The sequence below is a fragment of the Streptomyces sp. NPDC058459 genome (genome assembly GCF_042721685.1).
GTDB lineage: Bacteria > Actinomycetota > Actinomycetes > Streptomycetales > Streptomycetaceae > Streptomyces.
Genome location: NZ_JBHXLV010000008.1, coordinates 35,716 through 55,477, shown reverse-complemented (window position 1 = coordinate 55,477; position 19,762 = coordinate 35,716). Strand labels below are relative to the sequence as shown.

19 protein-coding genes are annotated in these 19,762 nt (G+C 69.4%); 11 read left to right on the top strand and 8 right to left on the bottom strand.

Annotated elements, in window-relative coordinates:
* Positions 1 to 69 precede the first annotated feature (69 nt).
* Positions 70 to 3,714 (bottom strand): hypothetical protein, encoded by a 3,645-nt coding sequence (locus ACFWN1_RS03450; protein ID WP_384357710.1) that lies wholly within the window; start codon positions 3,712 to 3,714, stop codon positions 70 to 72.
* A gap of 362 nt (positions 3,715 to 4,076) precedes the next feature.
* On the opposite strand from ACFWN1_RS03450, the gene ACFWN1_RS03445 reads away from it, so the two are divergent.
* Positions 4,077 to 4,661: a peptidase inhibitor family I36 protein gene (locus ACFWN1_RS03445; RefSeq protein ID WP_384357708.1), complete on the top strand. Its 585-nt coding sequence runs from the start codon at positions 4,077 to 4,079 to the stop codon at positions 4,659 to 4,661.
* A 332-nt stretch (positions 4,662 to 4,993) separates the two neighbouring features.
* Complete coding sequence (locus ACFWN1_RS03440) at positions 4,994 to 5,518, top strand: transposase (RefSeq protein WP_384357706.1); 525 nt, start codon at positions 4,994 to 4,996, stop codon at positions 5,516 to 5,518.
* Here the strand turns inward: ACFWN1_RS03440 and ACFWN1_RS03435 are convergent.
* Positions 5,512 to 5,991 carry a winged helix-turn-helix transcriptional regulator gene (locus ACFWN1_RS03435; RefSeq protein WP_384357704.1) on the bottom strand — a complete coding sequence of 160 codons (480 nt, stop codon included), beginning with the start codon at positions 5,989 to 5,991 and terminating at the stop codon, positions 5,512 to 5,514. The genes ACFWN1_RS03440 and ACFWN1_RS03435 overlap by 7 nt on opposite strands.
* A 414-nt stretch (positions 5,992 to 6,405) precedes the next feature.
* Here ACFWN1_RS03435 and ACFWN1_RS03430 point away from each other — a divergent pair, with 414 nt between their 5' ends.
* Positions 6,406 to 6,702, top strand: a complete 297-nt coding sequence (locus ACFWN1_RS03430; RefSeq protein ID WP_384357702.1) for an AraC family transcriptional regulator — start codon at positions 6,406 to 6,408, stop codon at positions 6,700 to 6,702.
* Positions 6,703 to 6,842: 140 nt separating this feature from the next.
* Here the strand turns inward: ACFWN1_RS03430 and ACFWN1_RS03425 are convergent, their stop codons facing one another.
* Entirely contained in the window at positions 6,843 to 8,291 is a 1,449-nt protein-coding gene (locus ACFWN1_RS03425) for an MFS transporter (RefSeq protein ID WP_384357700.1), read from the bottom strand.
* Positions 8,292 to 8,384: 93 nt separating this feature from the next.
* Between ACFWN1_RS03425 and ACFWN1_RS03420 the strand changes: the two genes are divergently transcribed.
* Positions 8,385 to 8,864 (top strand): winged helix-turn-helix transcriptional regulator, encoded by a 480-nt coding sequence (locus tag ACFWN1_RS03420; protein WP_384357698.1) that lies wholly within the window; start codon positions 8,385 to 8,387, stop codon positions 8,862 to 8,864.
* Positions 8,865 to 8,939: 75 nt separating this feature from the next.
* On the opposite strand, the gene ACFWN1_RS03415 is transcribed toward ACFWN1_RS03420, so the two are convergent.
* On the bottom strand, positions 8,940 to 9,419 hold the full coding sequence (locus tag ACFWN1_RS03415) for an Lrp/AsnC family transcriptional regulator (protein ID WP_384357696.1): 480 nt from the start codon (positions 9,417 to 9,419) through the stop codon (positions 8,940 to 8,942).
* An 88-nt stretch (positions 9,420 to 9,507) separates the two neighbouring features.
* On the opposite strand from ACFWN1_RS03415, the gene ACFWN1_RS03410 reads away from it, so the two are divergent.
* The 3 genes from ACFWN1_RS03410 (at position 9,508) to ACFWN1_RS03400 (ending at position 13,295) form a co-directional block, all read left to right on the top strand.
* Positions 9,508 to 10,539 (top strand): DMT family transporter, encoded by a 1,032-nt coding sequence (locus ACFWN1_RS03410; RefSeq protein ID WP_384357694.1) that lies wholly within the window; start codon positions 9,508 to 9,510, stop codon positions 10,537 to 10,539.
* Between the two features lie 282 nt (positions 10,540 to 10,821).
* Complete coding sequence (locus tag ACFWN1_RS03405; RefSeq protein ID WP_384357690.1) at positions 10,822 to 11,217, top strand: hypothetical protein; 396 nt, start codon at positions 10,822 to 10,824, stop codon at positions 11,215 to 11,217.
* A gap of 626 nt (positions 11,218 to 11,843) precedes the next feature.
* On the top strand, positions 11,844 to 13,295 hold the full coding sequence (locus ACFWN1_RS03400) for an MFS transporter (protein WP_384357688.1): 1,452 nt from the start codon (positions 11,844 to 11,846) through the stop codon (positions 13,293 to 13,295).
* Positions 13,296 to 13,373: 78 nt separating this feature from the next.
* On the opposite strand, the gene ACFWN1_RS03395 is transcribed toward ACFWN1_RS03400, so the two are convergent.
* Complete coding sequence (locus ACFWN1_RS03395) at positions 13,374 to 14,399, bottom strand: Lrp/AsnC family transcriptional regulator (RefSeq protein WP_384357686.1); 1,026 nt, start codon at positions 14,397 to 14,399, stop codon at positions 13,374 to 13,376.
* 237 nt (positions 14,400 to 14,636) lie between these two features.
* Between ACFWN1_RS03395 and ACFWN1_RS03390 the strand changes: the two genes are divergently transcribed.
* Complete coding sequence (locus ACFWN1_RS03390) at positions 14,637 to 15,143, top strand: hypothetical protein (RefSeq protein WP_384357684.1); 507 nt, start codon at positions 14,637 to 14,639, stop codon at positions 15,141 to 15,143.
* Here ACFWN1_RS03390 and ACFWN1_RS03385 read toward each other — a convergent pair.
* The 3 genes from ACFWN1_RS03385 to ACFWN1_RS03375 all read right to left on the bottom strand — a co-directional run bounded on the left by ACFWN1_RS03385 (position 15,140) and on the right by ACFWN1_RS03375 (position 17,982).
* Positions 15,140 to 15,523: a profilin gene (locus ACFWN1_RS03385; protein WP_384357682.1), complete on the bottom strand. Its 384-nt coding sequence runs from the start codon at positions 15,521 to 15,523 to the stop codon at positions 15,140 to 15,142. The genes ACFWN1_RS03390 and ACFWN1_RS03385 overlap by 4 nt on opposite strands.
* 672 nt (positions 15,524 to 16,195) lie before the next feature.
* Complete coding sequence (locus ACFWN1_RS03380; protein WP_384357680.1) at positions 16,196 to 16,843, bottom strand: response regulator; 648 nt, start codon at positions 16,841 to 16,843, stop codon at positions 16,196 to 16,198.
* A complete protein-coding gene (locus ACFWN1_RS03375; RefSeq protein ID WP_384357678.1) occupies positions 16,840 to 17,982 on the bottom strand; it encodes a sensor histidine kinase in 1,143 nt (380 codons plus the stop codon). Before ACFWN1_RS03375 ends, ACFWN1_RS03380 begins: the two co-directional genes overlap by 4 nt.
* 132 nt (positions 17,983 to 18,114) lie before the next feature.
* Here ACFWN1_RS03375 and ACFWN1_RS03370 point away from each other — a divergent pair, with 132 nt between their 5' ends.
* From ACFWN1_RS03370 to ACFWN1_RS03360, 3 genes are read left to right on the top strand one after another with little or no spacing between them, the layout of a single operon-like run.
* Positions 18,115 to 18,840 carry a class I SAM-dependent methyltransferase gene (locus ACFWN1_RS03370; protein ID WP_384357676.1) on the top strand — a complete coding sequence of 242 codons (726 nt, stop codon included), beginning with the start codon at positions 18,115 to 18,117 and terminating at the stop codon, positions 18,838 to 18,840.
* Positions 18,837 to 19,508 carry a DedA family protein gene (locus ACFWN1_RS03365; protein WP_384357674.1) on the top strand — a complete coding sequence of 224 codons (672 nt, stop codon included), beginning with the start codon at positions 18,837 to 18,839 and terminating at the stop codon, positions 19,506 to 19,508. Before ACFWN1_RS03370 ends, ACFWN1_RS03365 begins: the two co-directional genes overlap by 4 nt.
* Positions 19,509 to 19,524: 16 nt before the next feature.
* Positions 19,525 to 19,698 (top strand): hypothetical protein, encoded by a 174-nt coding sequence (locus ACFWN1_RS03360; protein ID WP_384357672.1) that lies wholly within the window; start codon positions 19,525 to 19,527, stop codon positions 19,696 to 19,698.
* The last annotated feature ends 64 nt before the right edge of the window (positions 19,699 to 19,762 follow it).

The window sequence follows — 19,762 nt, the reverse complement described above, 5'->3', positions numbered from 1 at the left end:
GCCGGCAGCGGGTGAGGAGTGCGAGGCGCACGGCTCACTCGGCGTCGGCCACGGCCCGCCGGAGGCGACTCATCCGGCTGACTCGTTGAGGTAGCCGGCCCGTTCCTCCTGGGTCAGTTCACGGGTGATGCCGTCCCGGGAACGCCGCAGGACCTCGTCCATCGGTTCGCAGGGCAGGCATGTCCAGACGCGTACGGTGCCGTCGTCGTGCGAGCTGACGAACCGATTGCCGGACAGGACGTTCGCGTTCTCCACCGAGGCACCGAATCCGTGCAGGACCACGGGCGGGCTGTTGTCAGTGGTGCTCCAGATCCGGGCGGTCGCGTCGTTGCCGCTGGTCACCACCCGACGGCCGTCGGAACCGAACGACACACTCCACACGACTCCCTGATGTCCGTTCAGTACCCGCGGTCTGCCGGGCTTGGTGAGATCCCACAGCCTGGCCGATCCGTCGTTGCCGGCGCTGACGAGGTGCCGTCCGTCGGGGCTGAACGCCACCGCCCATACCAGTCCTTTGTGACCACGGAGGATCTTCAGATCCTTGCCGGTGGCGGGGTCCAGGACGTGGATGGTGCCGTCCAGGCCGGCCGCGGCCACGCGTCGCCCGTCGGGGCTGTAGGCGACGTACCGCACTTTGTCCTGGCCGGTGTCGACCACCAGGGGTTCCGCGCCCGGAGTGGTGTGCCAGATCCGTACGGTGCCGTCGCTGCCGCCGGTGACCAGCCGGCGTCCGTCGGGGCTGAACTCCGCGGTCCACACCGGCCCGTCGTGGCCGCGCAGTACGACGGGTTTCGTCGCGTTGTCCACCGGCCATACCCGTGTGGTCCCGTCGTCGCCGGTTCCGGCCACCCGGCGGCCGTCCGGGCTGAACGCCACCCCGAGGACCTCGCCTGCGTGCCCGCGCAGCACGGTCGGCGGGGCGGTGCTCCCGGTCCGCCAGACGCGTACGGTCCCGTCGGCGCCGGCGCTGGCGAGCCGACGGCCGTCCCGGCTGGGTACCGTCGCCCACACCGGCCCGTCGTGACCGGTCAGGACGCTGTCGCTGCCTGTCGGGGCCGCGTCCCAGATGCGTATGGTGCCGTCCTCGCTGGCGCTCACCAGGCGCCGTCCGTCAGCGGCGAACGCGACCGCGGTCACGGTACCTCGATGCCCGCGCAGGATCAGCGGTGCGGCGCGGTGACGCACGTTCCAGATCCGTACGGTGCCGTCGTTGCCCGTGCTGGCGACCCGGGCGCCGTCCCGGCTGAAGCCGATGCCCTCTGCCGTGCCGTCGTGGCTGCCGAGCACGACCGACTCGGCGGGGGCGTCGGGGTCCCACAGGCGCGCGGTCCCGTCGGTGCTCGCGGTGGCTATGCGCTGTCCGTCGGGGCTGAAGGCGACCGCCTCCACGGAATTGCCGTGCCCGCGCAGTACCACGGTCGTCCGCCGCCTCCCGACGTCCCAGACGCGTACCGTTCCGTCTCCGCCGCCGCTGGCGAGGCGGCGTCCGTCGGGGCTGAACGAGACGCCGAGCGCCCGCCCCTCGTGGCCGCGCAGCACGACCGGTTCGCCTCTCCCCGTGGCGTTCCAGATCCGTACGGTCCCATCGTCACCGGCGCTGGCGACGCTGCGGCCGTCCGGGCTGAACGTGGCGCTCCACACCTGTGCCGTGTGCCCTCGCAGGATCACCGGCTCGGCGCCGCTCGCCCACTTCCACACCGAGACCGTGCCGTCCTCGCCGGCTGCCGTGATCCGGGTGCCGTCCGGGCTGAACACCGGCGTCCACACCTCGCCGTCGCGGCCGCGCAGCACCACCGGGTCTCGCAGCGTCGTGCCGTACCGCCACACCCGTATCGCGCCGTCGCCGCCGCTGGTGGCGAGGTACCGGCCGTCCGGACTGAACGAGGCTCCGAGAACCTGCCCGTCGTGGCTGGCCAGCACAGCCCTCACCCGTGACTCGAACACGGCTTGGCGCAGTGCCGCTTCGGTCTCGTCGGTCGCAGTGGTCCGGTAGGCGCTGGCAGCCAGCAACAGGCCCAGCTCAGGGTCGAGTTCGGCCTGGCCACGCGCGCTCGCCACGAGTTGCCGCGACAACGCGAGCGCCTGCCCGGCCTCCGCCCGCCGGGCCTGTACGAACGCGACGCCCGCGAGGACGGCCAGTGCGACCACCGCCGCCATGAGCCCGCTCACGGTCAGCCGCACGCGGCGCCTCACCGCCGCCCGCTCGGCCCTCGCGCGGTCTCGGCTCGCCGCCAGGAACTCCTGTTCGAGATCATTGAGCCGGCCGGTGTCCCGGTCGTCCCACTCGGCCAGCCGTACTCCGCGGTAGAGCACCCCGTCGTCCCTGCCGTGCTCCGCCCACTCCCCGGCCGTATGGGTCAGACGCCGGTGTGCGCGCAATTGTTCGCGGCCGGTCTCGATCCACATACGCAGTCGCGGCCATGCGGTGATCAGGGCTTCGTGGGCGAGGTCAACGGTGTCGTCGTTCAGGGTGACCAGGCGGGCGCGGGCCAGTCGTTCCAGAACCAGCGAAGCGTCCCCGCGGGCGCTTGCGGCCAGTTCGGCGCGGAGAGCCGGGCGACGGGTGTCCTGGGCTCCTTCACCGGGGGTGATGAGCCGCAGCAGCAGGTCGCGGGCGGCAGCGGCCTGTTCAGGAGAAAGTTGAGTGTAGAGACGCTCCGCGGTTCGGGCGATGGCACCGCTCACCCCGCCGACGGCATCGTACGCGGACTCGGTGAGTACTCTTCCTCTGCGTCTTCGCCAGGTCTCCAGCAGCGCGTGCGACATCAGAGGCAGGCCGCCGGACTCATCGGCGACGTCCGCGATGATGCGGGCGGTCAGGGCGCGTTCCAGGGTCACTCCGGTGGCTGCTGCCGGTTTGACGATGGCGTCGCGCAGTTCGTCCCGGTTCATCGCGGTGACCAGCAGGTTGGCGTCGCGCAGTGCGCCGGCCAGGGCGTGGTGTTCGGCGCAGCGGCCGTAGAAGTCGGCACGGACCGCGATCAGCACCTTCAGTCCGCTCGCCGGTTGGAGGGCGGCGAGCAGGAGGTCGATGAAGCGGGTACGTTCCGCCGGGTCCTGGCAGAGGGTGTAGACCTCCTCGAACTGGTCGACGATCACCAACGTATCCGTGCCGCCGTCGCCGGTTCTGCTCGCGTCGAGGAGAGAGACGTGGGTGCGTGCGGGGTGGTCGCCGGGCGTCAGGATCTGGATCGCGGCCAGCCGCAAGCCGGGCTCGTGGGAGTGCTGGAGGGTGGGGATCAGGCCCGCACGCAGCAGGGAGGACTTGCCGCCGCCGGACGGGCCGAACACCGCGGCGAACCGCCGGCGCCGCAGCAGCTCCAGCAGGTCGGTAGTGAGCCGGTCCCGGCCGAAGAAAAGTCCGCTGTCGCCCGGCTCGAACCGGGCCAGCCCCCGATACGGCGCATCCGCACCCTCATCGCCCTCCTCCTCCGCGCCGACCGCGGCGGCGTCGTCCACGACCTGTTTCCACCGGGCTTCCCACTCGACCGCGTCGCCCCCGCACGCCGCCACGTAGGCCAAGGTCACCGCCAGCGTGGGCAGCTGCCCGCCCGCCGCCGCCTGCGACAGGGTCGTGCTCGAGTAGCCGGCCCGCTCGGCCATCGCCCGATACGTCATCCCGCCCACCTCCGTCCGCAGCTTGCGCAACTCGTACGCGAACCGCTGCACCGGACCCGCCCCCGGATCAACCGGCACCTCACGACGCCCCGCCATACCCGTCCCCTCGCCACCCAGCCACGCCGGACACCTCAGCTCTGCACCCCCCGACCCGGCCCGAAACGTCGCACGCGGCCATTGATTGGCCGCCGGATCAGCCCTGCCAACCAATAGGCCGGCCGCTGAGATCGGTGTGAGCGGTACCGAGGGATGGGGCTGCTGCTGTGGAGGCGGTCATGCCCACGGTTCCACAGCGGAACAGCAGATCCGGCCCTGATCGCACCCCGCGCGGCCTTGCGGACTCTGCTGTCTCGCCGTTCGGCACAGGGGAGTCAGGGCCGGCCGCATCAGTCGCCGGAGGCTGTCTGCCGGCGCCCGGAGCTGCTCAAGAAGCGAAACCAACCGACGGAGGAAACCCCATGAAGTTCCGATCCCGGATCACGAAGCGCGTCTCAGCCCTGCTGTGTGTGATGGCCCTGGCAGTCGGAGCCGGCAACGCGGCCGCGTCCGCAGCGGACCGGACCACACAGTCGGCCGAGTCGAAGTACGCGGCGGAGGCGAAGGCGGTAGGCCTTTCGAGCCGGCAGGCAGCCCGGCTGCAGGACCGGGTGGACGCCAGGCTGGCGGACATCAAGGTTCCGGCGGAACAGGTGGGGTACAACGAGATCCAGGCGAAGGACGGCAGCGCGATCGTCACGCTGTCCGTGCCCGGCGTGACCGACACCAGCTGTTCCTACGAGTACCTGTGCCTGTGGACCGGTGCCAACTGGACCGGCAGCAAGGTGTCGTTCGCCAAGTGTCAGGACTACGACCTTAACGACTACAGCTTCAACAACGACACCCTCACCTCGTACAAGAACAATCAGACCACCGGCACGGTGGCTCGGTTCTACAACTGGGAAGGCCGGAAGGTCTACAAGTTCGGCAGCACCGCGTACCACGCGGAGGACAGCCTCGCGAACACCCCCTGGGACAACATGATCGACATAGTCGACGTCTGCTGAGCTCTCGTCGGTAGCCCGATCATCTGACTGGCCGTTCCTGTATCGCTCGTGATGGGCGTGAGTTCGAGGGTGTCGGCTCGGTCGGGTGATCTTCGGGTCGGCCGCGCACGGGAGGGGCCTCCTGCACAGCTCATGGGTGTCGAATCCACATAGAGCGACAGGAGGCCCTTCGTGCTGCGGTTCTCCGTGCCGTTGCCGATTGAGTCCAACTCGGCGCCTGTGGCGTGTGACTGTCTCCCTCACCGGTTCGGGAACGCCGCGGACCGCCCGTACAGGCGGCCGGGTCACCCCTCGGACATGTCGGATGCCGAGTGGGTGTGGTCCGGGATGCGATGCCGCTCCCGCCCCGACTCGAAGGCTGCGGCTGGCGGCCGAAGGGGTTCTGCCATCGGAAGATGCTCGACTCGGTGCGCTGCATCGTCACGGACGGGATCACCTGGCGGGCGCTGCCTGCGGACTTCCCCGCCTGGGACCGCGTCTATACGTTCTTCCGCGCCGCTGGCGTGACACCGTCTGCCCACCGAGTTCCACGACCGGCTGCACGACCGGGTCCGCGAGGCGGCCGGGACACGGAGCCGAGTGCCGGTGTCATCGACGCGGAGTCGGTGAGGGGGGCCGCGTCGGTGCCGGCGGCCAGGCGGAGCTTCGGTGGCGGCCAGCCGGGGCTTCGACGGCGAGAAGGAGATCAACGACCGCGAGGGGCACATCGTCCTCGCCGCCCTCGGTCTCCTGCTGGCAGAAGGACCGCAGCCGCCGTTTCCCGCGCAGCACGCTCACGTTCCGCCAACAGCCCCAACGCCGACGGCGTTCGCGACCTCTGTCACGACCCCCACACTCGGAAAGACGACAGCTACTGAGCTTTTCGCGCCGGCTCCCCCTGGGGCCCGCCGAGAGTCCAGCCTGGCGCGTTCGACACGAGTTGGAGATCATCCATACCGACTTGCTGTCCGCACGTTTCACAGACGATCACCGGCTGGATGCGGTGCCCTTGGTGCTGGAGGACCATAGGGGGCTCGTCCTGAGCCCACCGGTCACCCCACGCCAAGAGCGCGACAAGCACGCTGGACAGCTCCATACCGGCATCCGTGAGGTAATACTCGAAACGGGATGCCTGATACGGGCGACGCTCCATCAGACCGTCCTCGACAAGGGACTTGAGCCGAGCAGCAAGCCGGTCTCGAGGCGCTCCCGTGTTGCGGGCAATTTGACTGAAGCGCCGGTTCCCGAAGAGAACTTCACGTACGGCCAAGAGCGACCAACGGTCGCCGACGAGATTCAGCGTGGCCGCGACGGAGCAGGGCCGTCCTGGAAGCTCCGAGGTTCGAGTCATGATTCAGACTAACAAGTCTTGGTTTGCGATCCAAACCACTCACAGATACTTTGATCGCTCGGGTTTGAGAATCAAACTGGTGCGCCAAAACCCAGGTCGGCCGATGGACGGCTTCAGGGAGGATCGACGCCGGCCCGGCTCGCCAGCGACGACAGCTAGCACGGGCAGCGAGCACGGTTATGCGTACAGCCGGCGCAAACTCCTCGCCCGGCATCATCCTCAATCACACCGGCGGTGGAGGGGGCCGGGCCCACGCCGGGACGGGCTTCCATCGGATATCGGTGAATTTTCAAGCGCCGAACGGTTCGTTGAAGGGCACACCACGAATGCAGTCGGCCAGCCGAGCAGTGATCTTCTGAGAGTTGCCATTACGACACACTGCGACAGCGAGGGGAGCACAACTAGAAATCCTTCATGACTCACTCCCGACAAGAATTACGGAGTCAACCGTTCCAACCTCACCGATCCAGAGCTTGGAGCAGCCCTCGTCGTCGCAGAGCACCACATCTGAATCCGATACCTGTACAAAATCCTGGCGGCCGAAGGAGTCCAGCTTGGCGAGTGGGGGAAGGGCAGGCGTTCGACACCATCGAAACCGTCGCCCGGCGCTGGGGTATCGTCGACATGTCCAAATTCAGCAGGTCTTTCCGATCTGCCTACGGAATGACTCCACGCGACTGGCGTAACTTGCATCGCGACAGACGTATTTGACCTCAGATGAACTGCTCGGCACGAGCCTCGCCCCTCTTCGATCAGGGCGGCACGAACAGCTGGCCACGCCACGACCCCCAACCGGAACCGACCGGCCCGCACTTGAACAGTGTCAGGTGCGGGCAGCGGTGCTGTCGCTTCTAGGAACCGCTGACTTCGGTCTTCTTCGCGGGAAGTACCGGCACGATGCCGGCTGCGAGTCCGAGGATGGCGAACACCCACCAGATGTGATGGAACGTGTTGACCATCGTCGCGGGAGTGGGGGTTCCCAGCATGGCCACGAAGAGGCTGATACCCAGTACGGCCCCGAGCTGCCTGAAGCTGGAGTTGATCGCGGACCCGACGGCGAACTGGGCTGGGACCAGCTTGGCTACCGCGGCCCCGGACTGAACGGGCAGTGTGAAACCGATGCCCAGACCGGTGAGAAGGGTCCAGGGCAGCCAGTGGGTCAGCCAGTGCGGGGAGGAGTGAACGGAGAGAGCGAAGCCGACGCAGCCGATGGCCCAGATGACACCGCCCGCAAGAAGGACCTTCCGGTGGCCGATGACGGTGGCGAACTTCGTCGTCGACCGGGCGACGATCGTCACGACGACCGGGCCGGCAGCGCTGGCGAGTGCCGCACGGAGCACCGAGTAGTGCCACTCGGTCTGAAGGAAGATCAGGTTGGCGAGCAAGAGGCCGAAGAACGAGGTGGCGAACAGGAGCGTGGCGATGTTGATGTCGCGGAACTGGCGTTCCCTGAACAGAGCGAGGTCCATGACCGGGCGGGCAGCCTTGGACGTCCGCCACAGGAATGTCGGCAGGGAAAGCGCAGCGAGGACGAATCCCGCGACCACCCAGGTGTCGCTCCAGCCCCGGGAGGGGCCCTCGATGACGGAGTAGCTGAGGAGAGCGGGGAAGACCGCGATCAGGAGTGTTCCAAGGACGTCGGGGACTCCGGAGGCGTGCGGATCGCGGGATTCGTGGAGCAGTCGCCTGCCGAGGCCGATGATGACGGCTGCGATCGGGACGTTGACCAGGAAGATCCAGCGCCAGGACGCGTATTCGGTGAGGAGTGCGCCGAGGGTGGGGCCGACAGCGGCTGCGGCAGCCGCCATGGCTCCCCAGACGCCTATCGCCACGTGTCGGCGTTCGTGGTGGTACTCGTGCAGGACGAGGGCCAGTGAGGACGGCACAACGAAGGCAGCGAAGACGGCTTGCAAGGCACGGCCCGCGATCAGCACACCCACGCTCGGAGCGAGTCCGCACAGGGCGCTCATCACGGCGAATCCAGCGATGCCCACCACGAAGATCTTCTTGCGCCCGTATCGGTCGGCGATGCGGCCGGCGGGGATGAGCATGGCGGCGAACACGAGGCTGTAGGCGTTGAGGACCCACGCCAGGTGTCCGGCCGTGGTGTCGAAGCTCTCGCTGATGGTCTGGAAAGCGATATTGACGATCGTGGTGTCCAGGAACACCACGAAGGCTCCGAGGCTGCCGAGAGCGAGTACCCAACCGGCACGGCGGTTGTCCGCGGGCGTCTCGACCTGAGACGGGCCGGCAGTCGCTGGCTGCGGCGCTGGGGCGGGCGCGCGTTCTGTATCGGTCACTGCGTACCGCTCCTAGTGAGTTGTGAAATACGACTTACTCGGAGCAGACCGTACACGACTTAGTTGGAAAATCCAACCGACTATGGTGAACCTATGGAGACAGTCGAGACACCTGACGACAGGTCCCGCATGAAAGACCGCCCGACAGCTGTCAGGGCATGCCCGTTGGCCGCATCACTGGACATCCTGGGCGAGCGCTGGACCCTGCTGGCCATCCGTGAAATGACCTACGGGGTGCACCGTTTCGGGCAGATCGCCGGCTATACGGGAGCCTCGCGGGACATCCTTGCCGACCGGCTGCGCAAGCTCGAGAGCGCCGGAGTCGTAGAGCGACGCCAGTACAGCGAGCATCCGCCTCGTTACGAGTACCACCTCACCGAGGCCGGGGAAGCCCTGCAGCCGACGCTGCTGGGCCTCTTTCAATGGGGTGAGCGATGGGCAGACACCTCGCCCAAGGTCGCGGTTCGTCACTCGTGCGGACATGACTTGAAGATCATTCAGACGTGCGAGAAGTGCGGCAGCCAGGTGTCTCGGCAGGAAATCGAGTTCAGGGCTGTCGAACCGCGCACCTGAACTTCGCCGTGTGAGGTCTTGCGGGAGCGCTACCGGTCCGTTGGCGCGGCAGGGCGCGCTGCTGCGCTGCTGCGATCAGCGGGTGTTGCGCACGGTGCGGGAGCGGCCGGTGCCGGCGGGTTCGATGCGGTGGGACCGGACGTGCGCGTAGACAAGGGTGGTTTGCACGTCCGCGACCTCGCGGCGGTCCGTGAGACGGTCGATGACGAAGGCGTACACCCCGTTGACGTCCGGGACCGCGATGTGGATGAGGAAGTCATAAGCGCCGGATGTGACGAACAAGCCGATCGTTTCGGGTAGTTGTGCCACCCATTCATGGAATCCCTCGATTATCGCGCGGGCTGGTGGCCGGATGCGGACAGAGATGAGCGCCTGGACAGGACGCCCGGCAGCTTCGAGATCCAGGGCCGCGTGATAGCCGGTGATGATGCCTTGCTCGCGCAGCAGTCTCACACGCTCCAGGGAGGTGGAGGGAGAGACTCCGGCCTTGGCGGCCAGATCACGGTTGGTCTGCCGTGCATCGTGCTGCAGTTCCCGCAAAATGGCCCTGTCCACTGAATCTAGTTCCACGATTTTTCCTATCTTCCACACGAAGTTCGGCAGCCGATGAACTTACCCGGATGTTTATCTAGCGTATCGGGCCATGGATGCACAGAAGAACGGAACGACCGTCGCCGCCGGGCTGGTGCTCGGCGCGGTGGTGCTGTGGGGCACGGTCGGCCCCGCCCAGGTTCTGGCCGACACATCACTGGGCCCGGCGGCCCTGGGTGGATGGCGGCTGCTGGTGGGAGGCATGGCGCTGGGGGTCTTCGCCGCCCGGAATCCGGTCGGCCTGCGTGCCCTCACCCCGCGTTCGGCCTGGTGGCCCTTGCTGGTGTGCACGCTGTCCACCGGCCTGTACCAGGTGGCCTTCCTCTACTCGGTGTCGCGTACCGGGGCGGCACTGGCCACCGTGGTCGCCCTGGGCACCGCACCGGCCGCCACCGGTCTGTGCGCCCGCTGGGCCACGGGTGAGCGAGTGGGCACCGGCTGGCTGGTGAGCACGGGCGCCGCCCTGGTCGGCTGTGCCTTGCTGCTGGCCCCAGGCAGCGACGCGGTTGATGTCCCCGGCCTGCTGCTCGGGGTGGTGGCGGGGATCTGCTACGGCCTGTACACGGTCTTCGCCAAGCGGCTGGCCTCCGACAACCCGGCGGTGCATCTGCCGACCGTCGCCGCCGTCTCCCTGACCGCCGGCGGGCTGATGCTCGTGCCCTGGATGGCCACAGATACCGCCGGACTGTCCGATGCCCGGTCCCTCGGTCTCATCGCCTGGTTGGGCCTCGCCACCACCGCCGCCGCCTACTGGTTGTTCTCCACCGGCCTGGCCCGCCTGAGTGCGGCCACGGTCGGCACGCTGAGCCTCGCCGAACCGCTGGCCGCCGCCCTGCTCGGTGTGCTGGTGCTCGGCGAACACCTGTCGGCCATCGCCCTGGCCGGCTGCGCCCTGCTGCTGGGCGGGCTGGCCGCCGTCTCTCTGCCGCGTCCTCGGCGAGCGTCCCGTACGACCACGACCGAGAGAACCGGGCGGGCTCCCGACTCGCGCTCCGCGCCCGTCCTGGGGGCGCAGGCAGCGACGCCCGCTCCCCTGCCGCCCGCCTCCGGCGATCGGTGCGAGGTGGTACGTGACAGCGGGTGAGGCGACGGTCGACATGGTGATGGCCTCGCGCAGTTCGACGCCTACGGCCTAAACGTGGGCGGGCCGATGGTGGAGCGGCGGCATGCTGTGAAGCGGCCTCCGCGTGTGAGCCGGCCGGATGTGGCTGGCTGATTTACGGCAATCCTGTGGGTCTTCCCTGTCAACCTCACCACGGGCGGCCCGACCGGCGTCCCCGTGGCCAAGAGTAGACATGGCCCTCAGGCCGAACGCATTCGTCCGACATGTTGTCAGCGGCCTTGGTTATCACCATGCGTGCTGTTCGTGGCCACACCCGCGGAGGATCAGACCACCTCGTGTGCGAGGAAGCACCCCGCCCCGGGCCCCGGCGACAGCGAAGTCCTGCTACGCGTCCGCGCCGCCTCCATCACCGCCCCGGCGAACTGGACTGGCCGGCCACCGGACCGACCAGTTCGACGAGTCCGGTACTCCTCGGGTGCCCATCATGCAGTCACTGGAAGTGTCGGTGGTGTCGTCATCGACGTCGGCCCGACCGTCAGTGAGTTCGGCTCGCGGGATGACGTATACGGACTGATTCCGTTCCTGCGGGACGGCGCGGCGGCCGAGTACGTCACCGTGTCGGCCGCCGTCTTCGCCGCCGAGCCACCGGAACTCGACCACCCTCCTTGCGGGGACGAACTCCCGGACGCCCAGTCGTGATCGCTTCCCTCCGAGGGGAGCCACCAGGGGGTGGAACGGATGCACGTCGTCAAGTCGACGGTCGGCGGACGATGAGGATGCGCAGGGTGACGAAGACGTTGACGGAGAGGTTGCGTATCAGTACCTCACCCTCCGCAAGCCGTACGACGGGGGTCTCGGCCACGCCGCATCGCTCCGGCGTCTGGGAAGCCCGGTGGGCTTGGTTGAGGAGACAGCTTCTTTTCGAGTGGCGGGCAGAACTGCCGTGCATGCTCCTGAACGTGACGGATCAATCCCCGGAGCGCTGATGGGGACCCGAGGGACCCCCGCGTGAAGTGATCACACCTGACCGCTCCGGTCCCGACGGCGGACTGGAGCATCTCTTCCATCAAGGGCGCCCCGCCGAAGCAACCTGATACCACGCGCCCGGCCCCGCATGCGGATGACGGTGTCGGCGACGACGGGCAACCACCCGACGGGGTGTGAGAAATCGACACCGGGAGTGACACCGATGGAAGGAATCCGCAATCTCCCGGCGCTGGCTGGAGCGCCCCGTTCGCTGCCCCCACGCTGAGTCGTGGTCGGCTCCGACGCCTCGCTCGCCGGGGCCGGGCCGGCGTGTCGACAACGGTGGAGAGGAACCCCCGATGACTGCTGAGCGAGTGCTGACGCCGACTCCCACGGCGTACCGATGGCGATGGCCGGCGCTCACCGCCCTGCTGCTCGGTGAGGCGATGAACCTGCTGGACGCGACCATCGTGCAGGTCGCGGCGCCGAAGATCCACGCCGAGCTGGGCGGGTCCGTGTCCGACATCCAGTGGTTCACCACTGCTTACACCCTGCCGTTCGCGGTGCTGCTGATCACCGGCGGCCGGTTGGGTGACATCGCGGGCCGCAAGCGGCTGTTCGTGATCGGTGTCACCGGATTCATGGTCGCTTCCGCCGCCTGCGCCGTGGCTCCATCGGTGGGGCTCCTGATCGCCTTCCGGGTCGTGCAGGGAGCCGCGGCGGCCGTGATCATCCCTCAGACCATCGGGCTGATCAAGGCGATGTTCTCCGGGTCCGAGATGTCCAAGGCCCTGGGCAGCATCGGTCCGGTGATGGGACTGGCTGCCGTATGCGGACCGGTGCTCGGCGGTGTGCTCACCCATGCCGACCTGTTCGGCTCCTCCTGGCGAGCGGCCTTCCTGGTGAACGTCCCCGTGTCGCTGGTCGTCCTGGCGATTTCGCCCAGGCTGATGGAGAACCGCGCCCCCAAGCGGCCCACCCTCGACGTGACCGGCACGTTGCTGGCCATGGCCGGTATCGGTCTCGTCGTCTACCCGCTGATCGGCGCCGACCTGACCGCCCTGTCGGGGTGGAGCTGGGCGGCCATCGCGGCCGGGTTGTGCCTGATGGCGGTCTTCGCGGCGCATCAACGTGCGTTGGCCACGACCGGGCACAGCCCGCTGGTGGAGCCGAGCCTGTTCGCCCACCGCGGCTTCCCGGCTGCCCTGGTGACGTCGATGTCCTTCTTCGCCGTCACCAACGGTCTGATGATGGTCATCGTGTTACAGCTCCAACTCGGATTGGGCACAGACGTGTTGAAGGCGGGTCTGACCCTCGCTCCGTGGTCGGTGGGCCTGGCCGTCGCCTCCTGGGTGGCCGGTGCACATCTGGTCAAGCGCTACGGCCACCGCATGATGTCCCTGGGGCTGTGCGTTCTGCTGGTCGGTGCGCTCGCCGCCATTGCCGTCTACCACGCGGCGGACCCGCACAAGTACCCGACGCCGCTGCTGTTCGCGCTCGGGGGCGTCGGACTCGGGGTCGGCCTGTTCAGTCCGGCGTTCTTCACCATCGCCCTCAAGCCGCTGCAGCCGCAGGAGATCGGCTCGGCCGCCGGTCTGCTGAACGCCGTCCAACAACTGGGTGGCACACTCGGAGTGGCGGTTCTCGGCAGTGTCTACCTGAGCAGCGCCGGGTCCGGCGGCGCGCCCGCCGCCCTGCATGCCGTGCAGCTCGCCTTCTGGGTCGCCGTGGCGCTGGTCGTGGTCAGCTTCGCGACCAGCCGGATGATGGCCGACGAGAACGCGCCGGCCAGGGGAGCAGGGGGCCACTAGCCCAAGCCCGAACCCGCAAGTTGGACGGTCTCCGAGCCGCCGCCTCGGCGGTCCCGTGACCGTGCGGGCCACGGGCCGTCAGATCCAGGTACGGGTCGAGGTGGGGGGCAGTCTGGTACGGGCCAGATCCGCGACGATGGGGCTCGCCGCCTTGAGGTTCTGCAGCACCGGGCTGGTCTCCAGGGTGCGGATGGCGTCCAGGGAACCCAGCCGCCGGGTCAGGTAGTGGTGCAGGTCGGCGGGGTCGCGGCACAGGGCCTGGGCTACCAGGTTGGTGGGGCCTGTGGTCGCGGCGACGTAGGCCAGTTCGTCGTGGCCGGCCAGTGCCGTGGCCACGGTCTCCAGGCGTGCCGGGCTCACCGACATCCACAGCAATGCCCTGGTGTTGACGCCGAAGTGACCTGTGTCGACCTCGACATCGAAGAAGATGGCGCCACCCGCCCGCAGGTCCGCGAGCCGACGCGCCACGGTGACCGGGGACCAGCCGGTCGCCTGGGCCAGCTCCGCGTGGGTGGCCCGGCCGTCCTTCTGCAAGGCGACCAGCAAGTCGGATTCATTGTCGCCGAGTTGGCGTGGCACGGGCACATACGACGCGTCGGCCGCCACGTGCTCGCGCAGGAGCCGCTGCTGCTTCTCGTCGAGCGTGTCGGCGCTGCGGCGCCAGTTCGTCGAACCGCCCAGGTAGGTGTGCAGGATGCAGTGTGCGGACACCGCGGTGATGTGCGTGGTGCGCGGAATGTCGCGCAGCAACAGGGAGTTGCCGGTGCCCGCACCGGCGTCGGTCGCGGTGTGGATGATCGCGACGATCTCGGTGCCGCCGGAGGTGAGTTTCACCCACGAGGTGTCTTGCCTCCGCACCAGTGCGTAGGCAAGGTCCTGAGCGGAACTCGGCGCTGCCGTGAGCCGCACGAGCCACTGGGTCTGACCGGCCTGATGGGGGTCCGGCAGCCCCACGACCCGTAAAGACGCCTCTGTGCGCAGGCGGCGATAGCGACGGGCGACGGTCTGCGGTGAGACGTCGAGGGCGGCGGCGATCTTACTGAAGGGTGCGCGGCCGTCGATGTGCAGCGCGTGGATCAGAGCGCGGTCCAGATCGTCCAGCATGCACACATCCTTCAGTGAGGCCCACTCAGTGGAACAAAGTTGAAGGTAGCGCGGGGAACGGCAGGTGCGTTCCGCCTCCTCGCCAGGAAATAGCCAGCAATTTCGGCGACGCCTCGGTGCTGGCGAAAGTGGCCGAGGTGATCAGGCAGACCCATGACAGCGCGGCCGGTTTCTCGGCGTACTTCGCGGTACGTACGAGGTTCCTCAGCGACGGTCCTTGCCTAGGTCGGCGCCGGGATGTGCCAGGCCGTCACGCTGGCAGCGGGGGTGGACGGCCGCATTGCGCGGTTGGACCTTCTGGCCGGGACCCACTGGTTCGCAGCGGACGATCCGGCTGGTCGAGGGCCTGCTGATGTATCCGACCGATACGGCGGGAGAGGCGCTCCCCGCCGGCCTCACCCACTGTCCGCACCGGGCAGCCGCCTCATGCTGGAGCACCTCGTAGCGGCCACGCTTGAGGAGGGCAGGCCCGTGCGCGAACGCGTCGAGGGGCAGGGCGCCAAGTGGTTCTCCACCTGTTACGACCCCGGGGAGTTGCCCGGCGGCCACGGCTGGCGAGCCCGGGTGTACGCGGGTGATGACCCGCGTATCGGCCACGGGCGCACGGTGACCCTGCTCCCGACTTGCTGGCTGGCAGCCGCAGAACATGCCGCGCAGGTTAATCGCGCCTTGGCGGAGGGACTCCCCGGCGGGGAGGAGTACCGCCCGGCGCGTGCACCGGGCGGCCCGGGGTGCGTGGTCTAGTAGCTGTTGTCCCGCAGGTGTTCGGCGAGCTTCTCGACCTCCCTCGCGGCGTTGCCGGACTGCTGCTTCTCGTCGTAGTAGCCGATCACGATGGTCTTGCCGGTCTTGGCCAGGGCGACACCGGTGGCGCCCTTCTTGCCGTAGATCGAGCTGTCGTCGGCCTTGATGGCCATGTACTTCACACCGCCGACGGTGATCCCTCTGGCGAACGCCTCGCCCGGGTTCTTGAACAGCTGGACGATGACTGGGCCCTCGTTAGCCTTGATCACGTCGCGGCTCGCGGCCCACGTGCCACCGTCAGTGACGCCGATGATCGCCCCGGACCGGACGTGCCCGGTGCCCACGAGCTGCTCGTCCACGTATTCCTGCCAGCTGCTCATCCTGTCTCCCTCGGTAGCGCCGCAGATCCACCTGTTGCGGGTCACGGTGCGTCCAGCTTTTCCTGCTGAATCCGTCCGAGGGCGCGGCCGGGCGCAGCCCGGCCGAAATCCCAGGCCATCTTCACTCTTAGGGGTGAGCGGCGTAGGGACGGAGCGCAAGCTGACCTGCGACGGACTGCGCGCCGCCGAGGCCAAGGGCGCGAGGGCGGGCGTCGCCCCGCCGTTGTGGCCGCGAAGACCGACGACGTACGCACCGCGCGTCTGGAATGCCGGTCAATCGCCGCCCTTGCCCGCGACCACACCGTCAGCCGCGCCGCGATCCGTACCAGCGTCGCCGACCTCCTGCCCGGCCGCACCGTCAGCGAGGACGACGCGCCCGCCCCGGAGTTCAGTCACTCCTCGGCATGCCGGGCAAGGCCGCGGACTGCCTCCGCACCACCGGACTGGAGCCCGCCGAGCGCATCGCGTCGACCAGGGAGCGACCCTGCGGCGCGGTCAGGGCCGTAGCCTGCGCGTCAGCGTCGTCCGGGGACCGGTTCTTCACCGTCTGCTCCGAGGCCACGCGTACCTCTTGATCAAGGTGGGGTCCGGTGGTGGGTGGCCGGATCGGCGGGTCACCACCGTCCGGGACCGCGTTCGAGCGACGGGACATGGCAGGTCCCGGGCGCGGCTTCAGGTCAGGGTGGCGGTGCGGGCGAGGAGGGCTGCCTGGACGCGGTTGCTGACGTCCAGGGCGGTGAGGATGCGGCTGACGTGGGCTTTGACGGTGCTTTCGCGCATGCCCAGGGCAGCGGCGATGTCGGCGTTGGTGTCGCCTCGGGAGAGAAGGGTGAGGACGTCGCGCTCTCGGGGGGTGAGGTGTTCGAGCCGGGCGCGGGCGGCCGTGGCCTGGGGCCGGCCTGCCTGGTGGTAGCGGTCGATGAGGCGGCGTGCCGCGGTGGGGTGGAGCATGGCGGAGCCGGCGTGGACGAGGTGGACGGCGCGCAGGATCTCGGCGGGGTCGGTGTCCTTGAGGAGGAAGCCGTCGGCTCCGGCCGCAAGGGCGTTGTAGACGTACTCGTCGAGGTCGAACGTCGTCAGCGTGATGACTCTCGGCGGGTGGGGCAGGGCGCGGAGCCGGGCGGTGGCGGCGATGCCGTCCATGCGGGGCATGCGGACGTCGACGAGGGCGACGTCGAGGTGGTGGGCGGTGGCCAGTTCGATGGCCTGGAGGCCGTCGGCCGCCTGGGCGACGACCTCGATACCGCCGTCCGTGTCGAGGAGGTCGGCGAGGCCCAGTCGGACGAGGGCGTCGTCGTCGACGATCATGGCGCGGATCATGGGCGTTGGCCGTTCTGCTCGGTGTGTGCGGGGTGGGGGATGCGGGCCGCGAGGCGCCAGCTGCCGGCGCCGTGGGGGCCGGTGTTCAGGTGTCCGCCCAGGGCACGGACGCGTTCGCGCAGGCCCACCAGTCCGTAGCCGGAGGGCGCGGCGTGCGCTGCCGGGGTGCCGGGAGTGTTGGTGACCTCGACGACGGTGGCGGGCGGGCCGTAGTCGACGCGGATGGTGACCGGTGCGCCGGCGGCGTGCTTGCGGGCGTTGGTCAGTCCTTCTTGGACGAGGCGGTAGAGGGCCAGGCGGTGCGCGGCCGGCGCCTGCTCGACGCGGCCGCGGGTGTGCAGGTCGACCTGCTGACCGGCCGCGCGTGCCTGCTCGACCAGCTCGCGTACGTCGCGCAGGACGGGGGCGGGCGGGCGGTCGGTGTCGGTGTGGGGGTCGTGGAGGGCGCCAAGGATGTCGCGCAGGTCGGTCAGGGCTTCGGTGGAGGCGGTGCGCAGCAGGGAGAGGCGTTCGGTGACGGCGGCGGGCAGCGTGTCCGTCCTGGTGGCCAGGACTCCGGTGTGCAGGGCGATGAGGCTGAGGCGGTGGGCCAGCACGTCGTGCATCTCAGCGGCGATACGGGCACGCTCGGCCACGCGGGCGCCTGCCTCGCGCAGTTCCCGCTCGACGCGCAGGTGTTCGACCTCGGTGCCCAGGGCCTTGACCAGGCGCCGGCGGTTGCCCATCCACAGCCCGCCCACGATGGCCAGCAGCAGGAACAGGCTGGCCCCGTACTGCTGTGGGCGCCACAGCGAGACAGCGGAGGGCGCCACCGAGTTGGCGGCCAGGACGGCGATGGAGCAGCCCGCGGCCACCGCCGTCCGGCGCCGGGCGGACAGGTCGAACAGGGCGATCAGCAGCAGCGGCAGCAGCGGCCACCCCCAGATCCCGGTCGCCACCGTGGCCAGGGCGGGCGCGAGGAACCAGGGGAGCCGGCGCACGAGCAGCATCGCACCGCACAGCACTGCCACGGCGGTGCGTACGGTGAGGTACTGCCCGCCCGCGGTGGCGGCACCGTTCTGGACGGCGCCGGCGGTCAGCAGCAGCACCAGTCCCCAGCGCCCGTACCGGGGCCACGGGAAGGTCTCTTTCCAGCTCACCCCCAGATCCTAGGCAGCGCGCACCTGGCCCTGCCTCCGACCATCTTCGCGCCTCTCCCCCTACGAAAGTAGGAGGAGAGGGTCGCACAAGGGTGGATACCGCGGCGCCGTCTCGTTTCTAGCGTCGAAGCCATGGACGACTGGACCACCTCGCACGATCGAGCCCTCGCGCAGCGCCATGCCGAGGGCTGGATGTTCCTCATCGAAGCCGCCCGCGACCTCCGCACCACCGGCGCCATCGCCCCCAGCAGCACCGCTCTGGCCCGCGCGCTGACCGAACCGGTGCGCGCCGGGGCCGGACGGCCACTGAACATCCTGGAGGCCGGAGCCGGAACCGGTGCGGTCACCCGCGCCCTGATCCCCCACCTCTCGGCAGGCAGTCACCTCGACGTCGCCGAGGCCAACCCGCGCTTCGCCGCCCGGCTGCACCGCCTCGCAGCCACTGGCCTGCTGCCGGCCGGGCGCGAGAAGCAGGTTCACATCCATCCTCAGCGCGTCGAGGAACTGGACACCGGCCGCCGCTACGACGTGATCGTCTCCGGTCTGCCGTTCGCCAACTTCACCCCCCACCAGGTAAAAACGATCATGGACCGGTACCTGGACCTGCTCCACCCGGGCGGCACCCTCACCTACTTCGCCTACCTCGGTACCCGCCACGCCCGCACCCTGTTGGCCGCCCGCACCCGGGCACGCCGGCACCGGGCCGTCGAAAAGCTGCTCGCCGGCTACCAGCGCCACTACGCCACCGGCTGCCGGACCGTGTGGGGCAACCTCCCCCCGGCCAAGGTCTGGCAGCTCACCCACCCCGCCCACGCGGTGTCCCGCCCTGCGCACGCGACGACCGGCGTCACGCGGTGAACATACTGACCCATGCCCTGGCGCACGTGCCGCCCCTGGGCGCCTACGCCCTCGTGGCCGCGGCGGTCCTCGCCGAATCCGTCCTGCTGATCGGCGCGTTCATTCCCACTCTTACCCTCCTGCTCACGGCGGGCGCGCTGGCACGCACCGGGCAACTGCACCTTTTCGTGGTCATCGCGGTCGCCTCGTGCGCCGTCGTAGCGGGCGACCTTCTCGCCCACCGCACCGGGCGTGTGCTCGGCGAGCGCCTGCGCACCGGAGTCCTCGGCAGCCGCCTCCCCGCCACCGCCTGGCGGCGCGCCGGAACACTGACGGCCCGCCGCGGCGGCCAAGCCGTCTTCGTGGCCCGTTTCCTCCCCGTCATCCGCACCCTCGCCCCGCACCTCGCCGGCGCTGCCCGAGTGCCCTACCGCCGCATCGCCCCCTACAGCCTCGCAGCCGCACCCCTGTGGGCCGGCGCCGAAGCCGCCACCGGATACGCGGCCACCGCCTCCCTCCAGCACGCCCTCACCCTCGGCGCGCCCGCACTGGCCGTCAGCGCGGCAGGTGTCGCCACAGCGGCCATGCTCTACAGGAGGACTCACCGCACGCGGCCACGCCCGCCGAGAGCCCAGGCTTCTGGGGGGACGAGCAGGCCGTCGCCACGCAACTCGCCCACGACGAGTTGACAAGCTACCGCTGACCGTGAGGCAGGTACGGCTGGACGTCGCGGGCGAGCGGGCCGTCCGGCACGGCCCGGCCCTCAACCGGATGGCCGCTGTCGCCCCCCTGCACGACCGCATGGTCGCAGCCCATCTTGCCGCCCGCGCGATCCCCGGTGTCGCCCGCTGCCGTTGCACCCGCCCGAGAGCCGTGTGAGCGTGGTCGAGGACCGCCGCCGGACACCACGGCCGGCACGAACGATGCGGCCGCACCCTTCGCC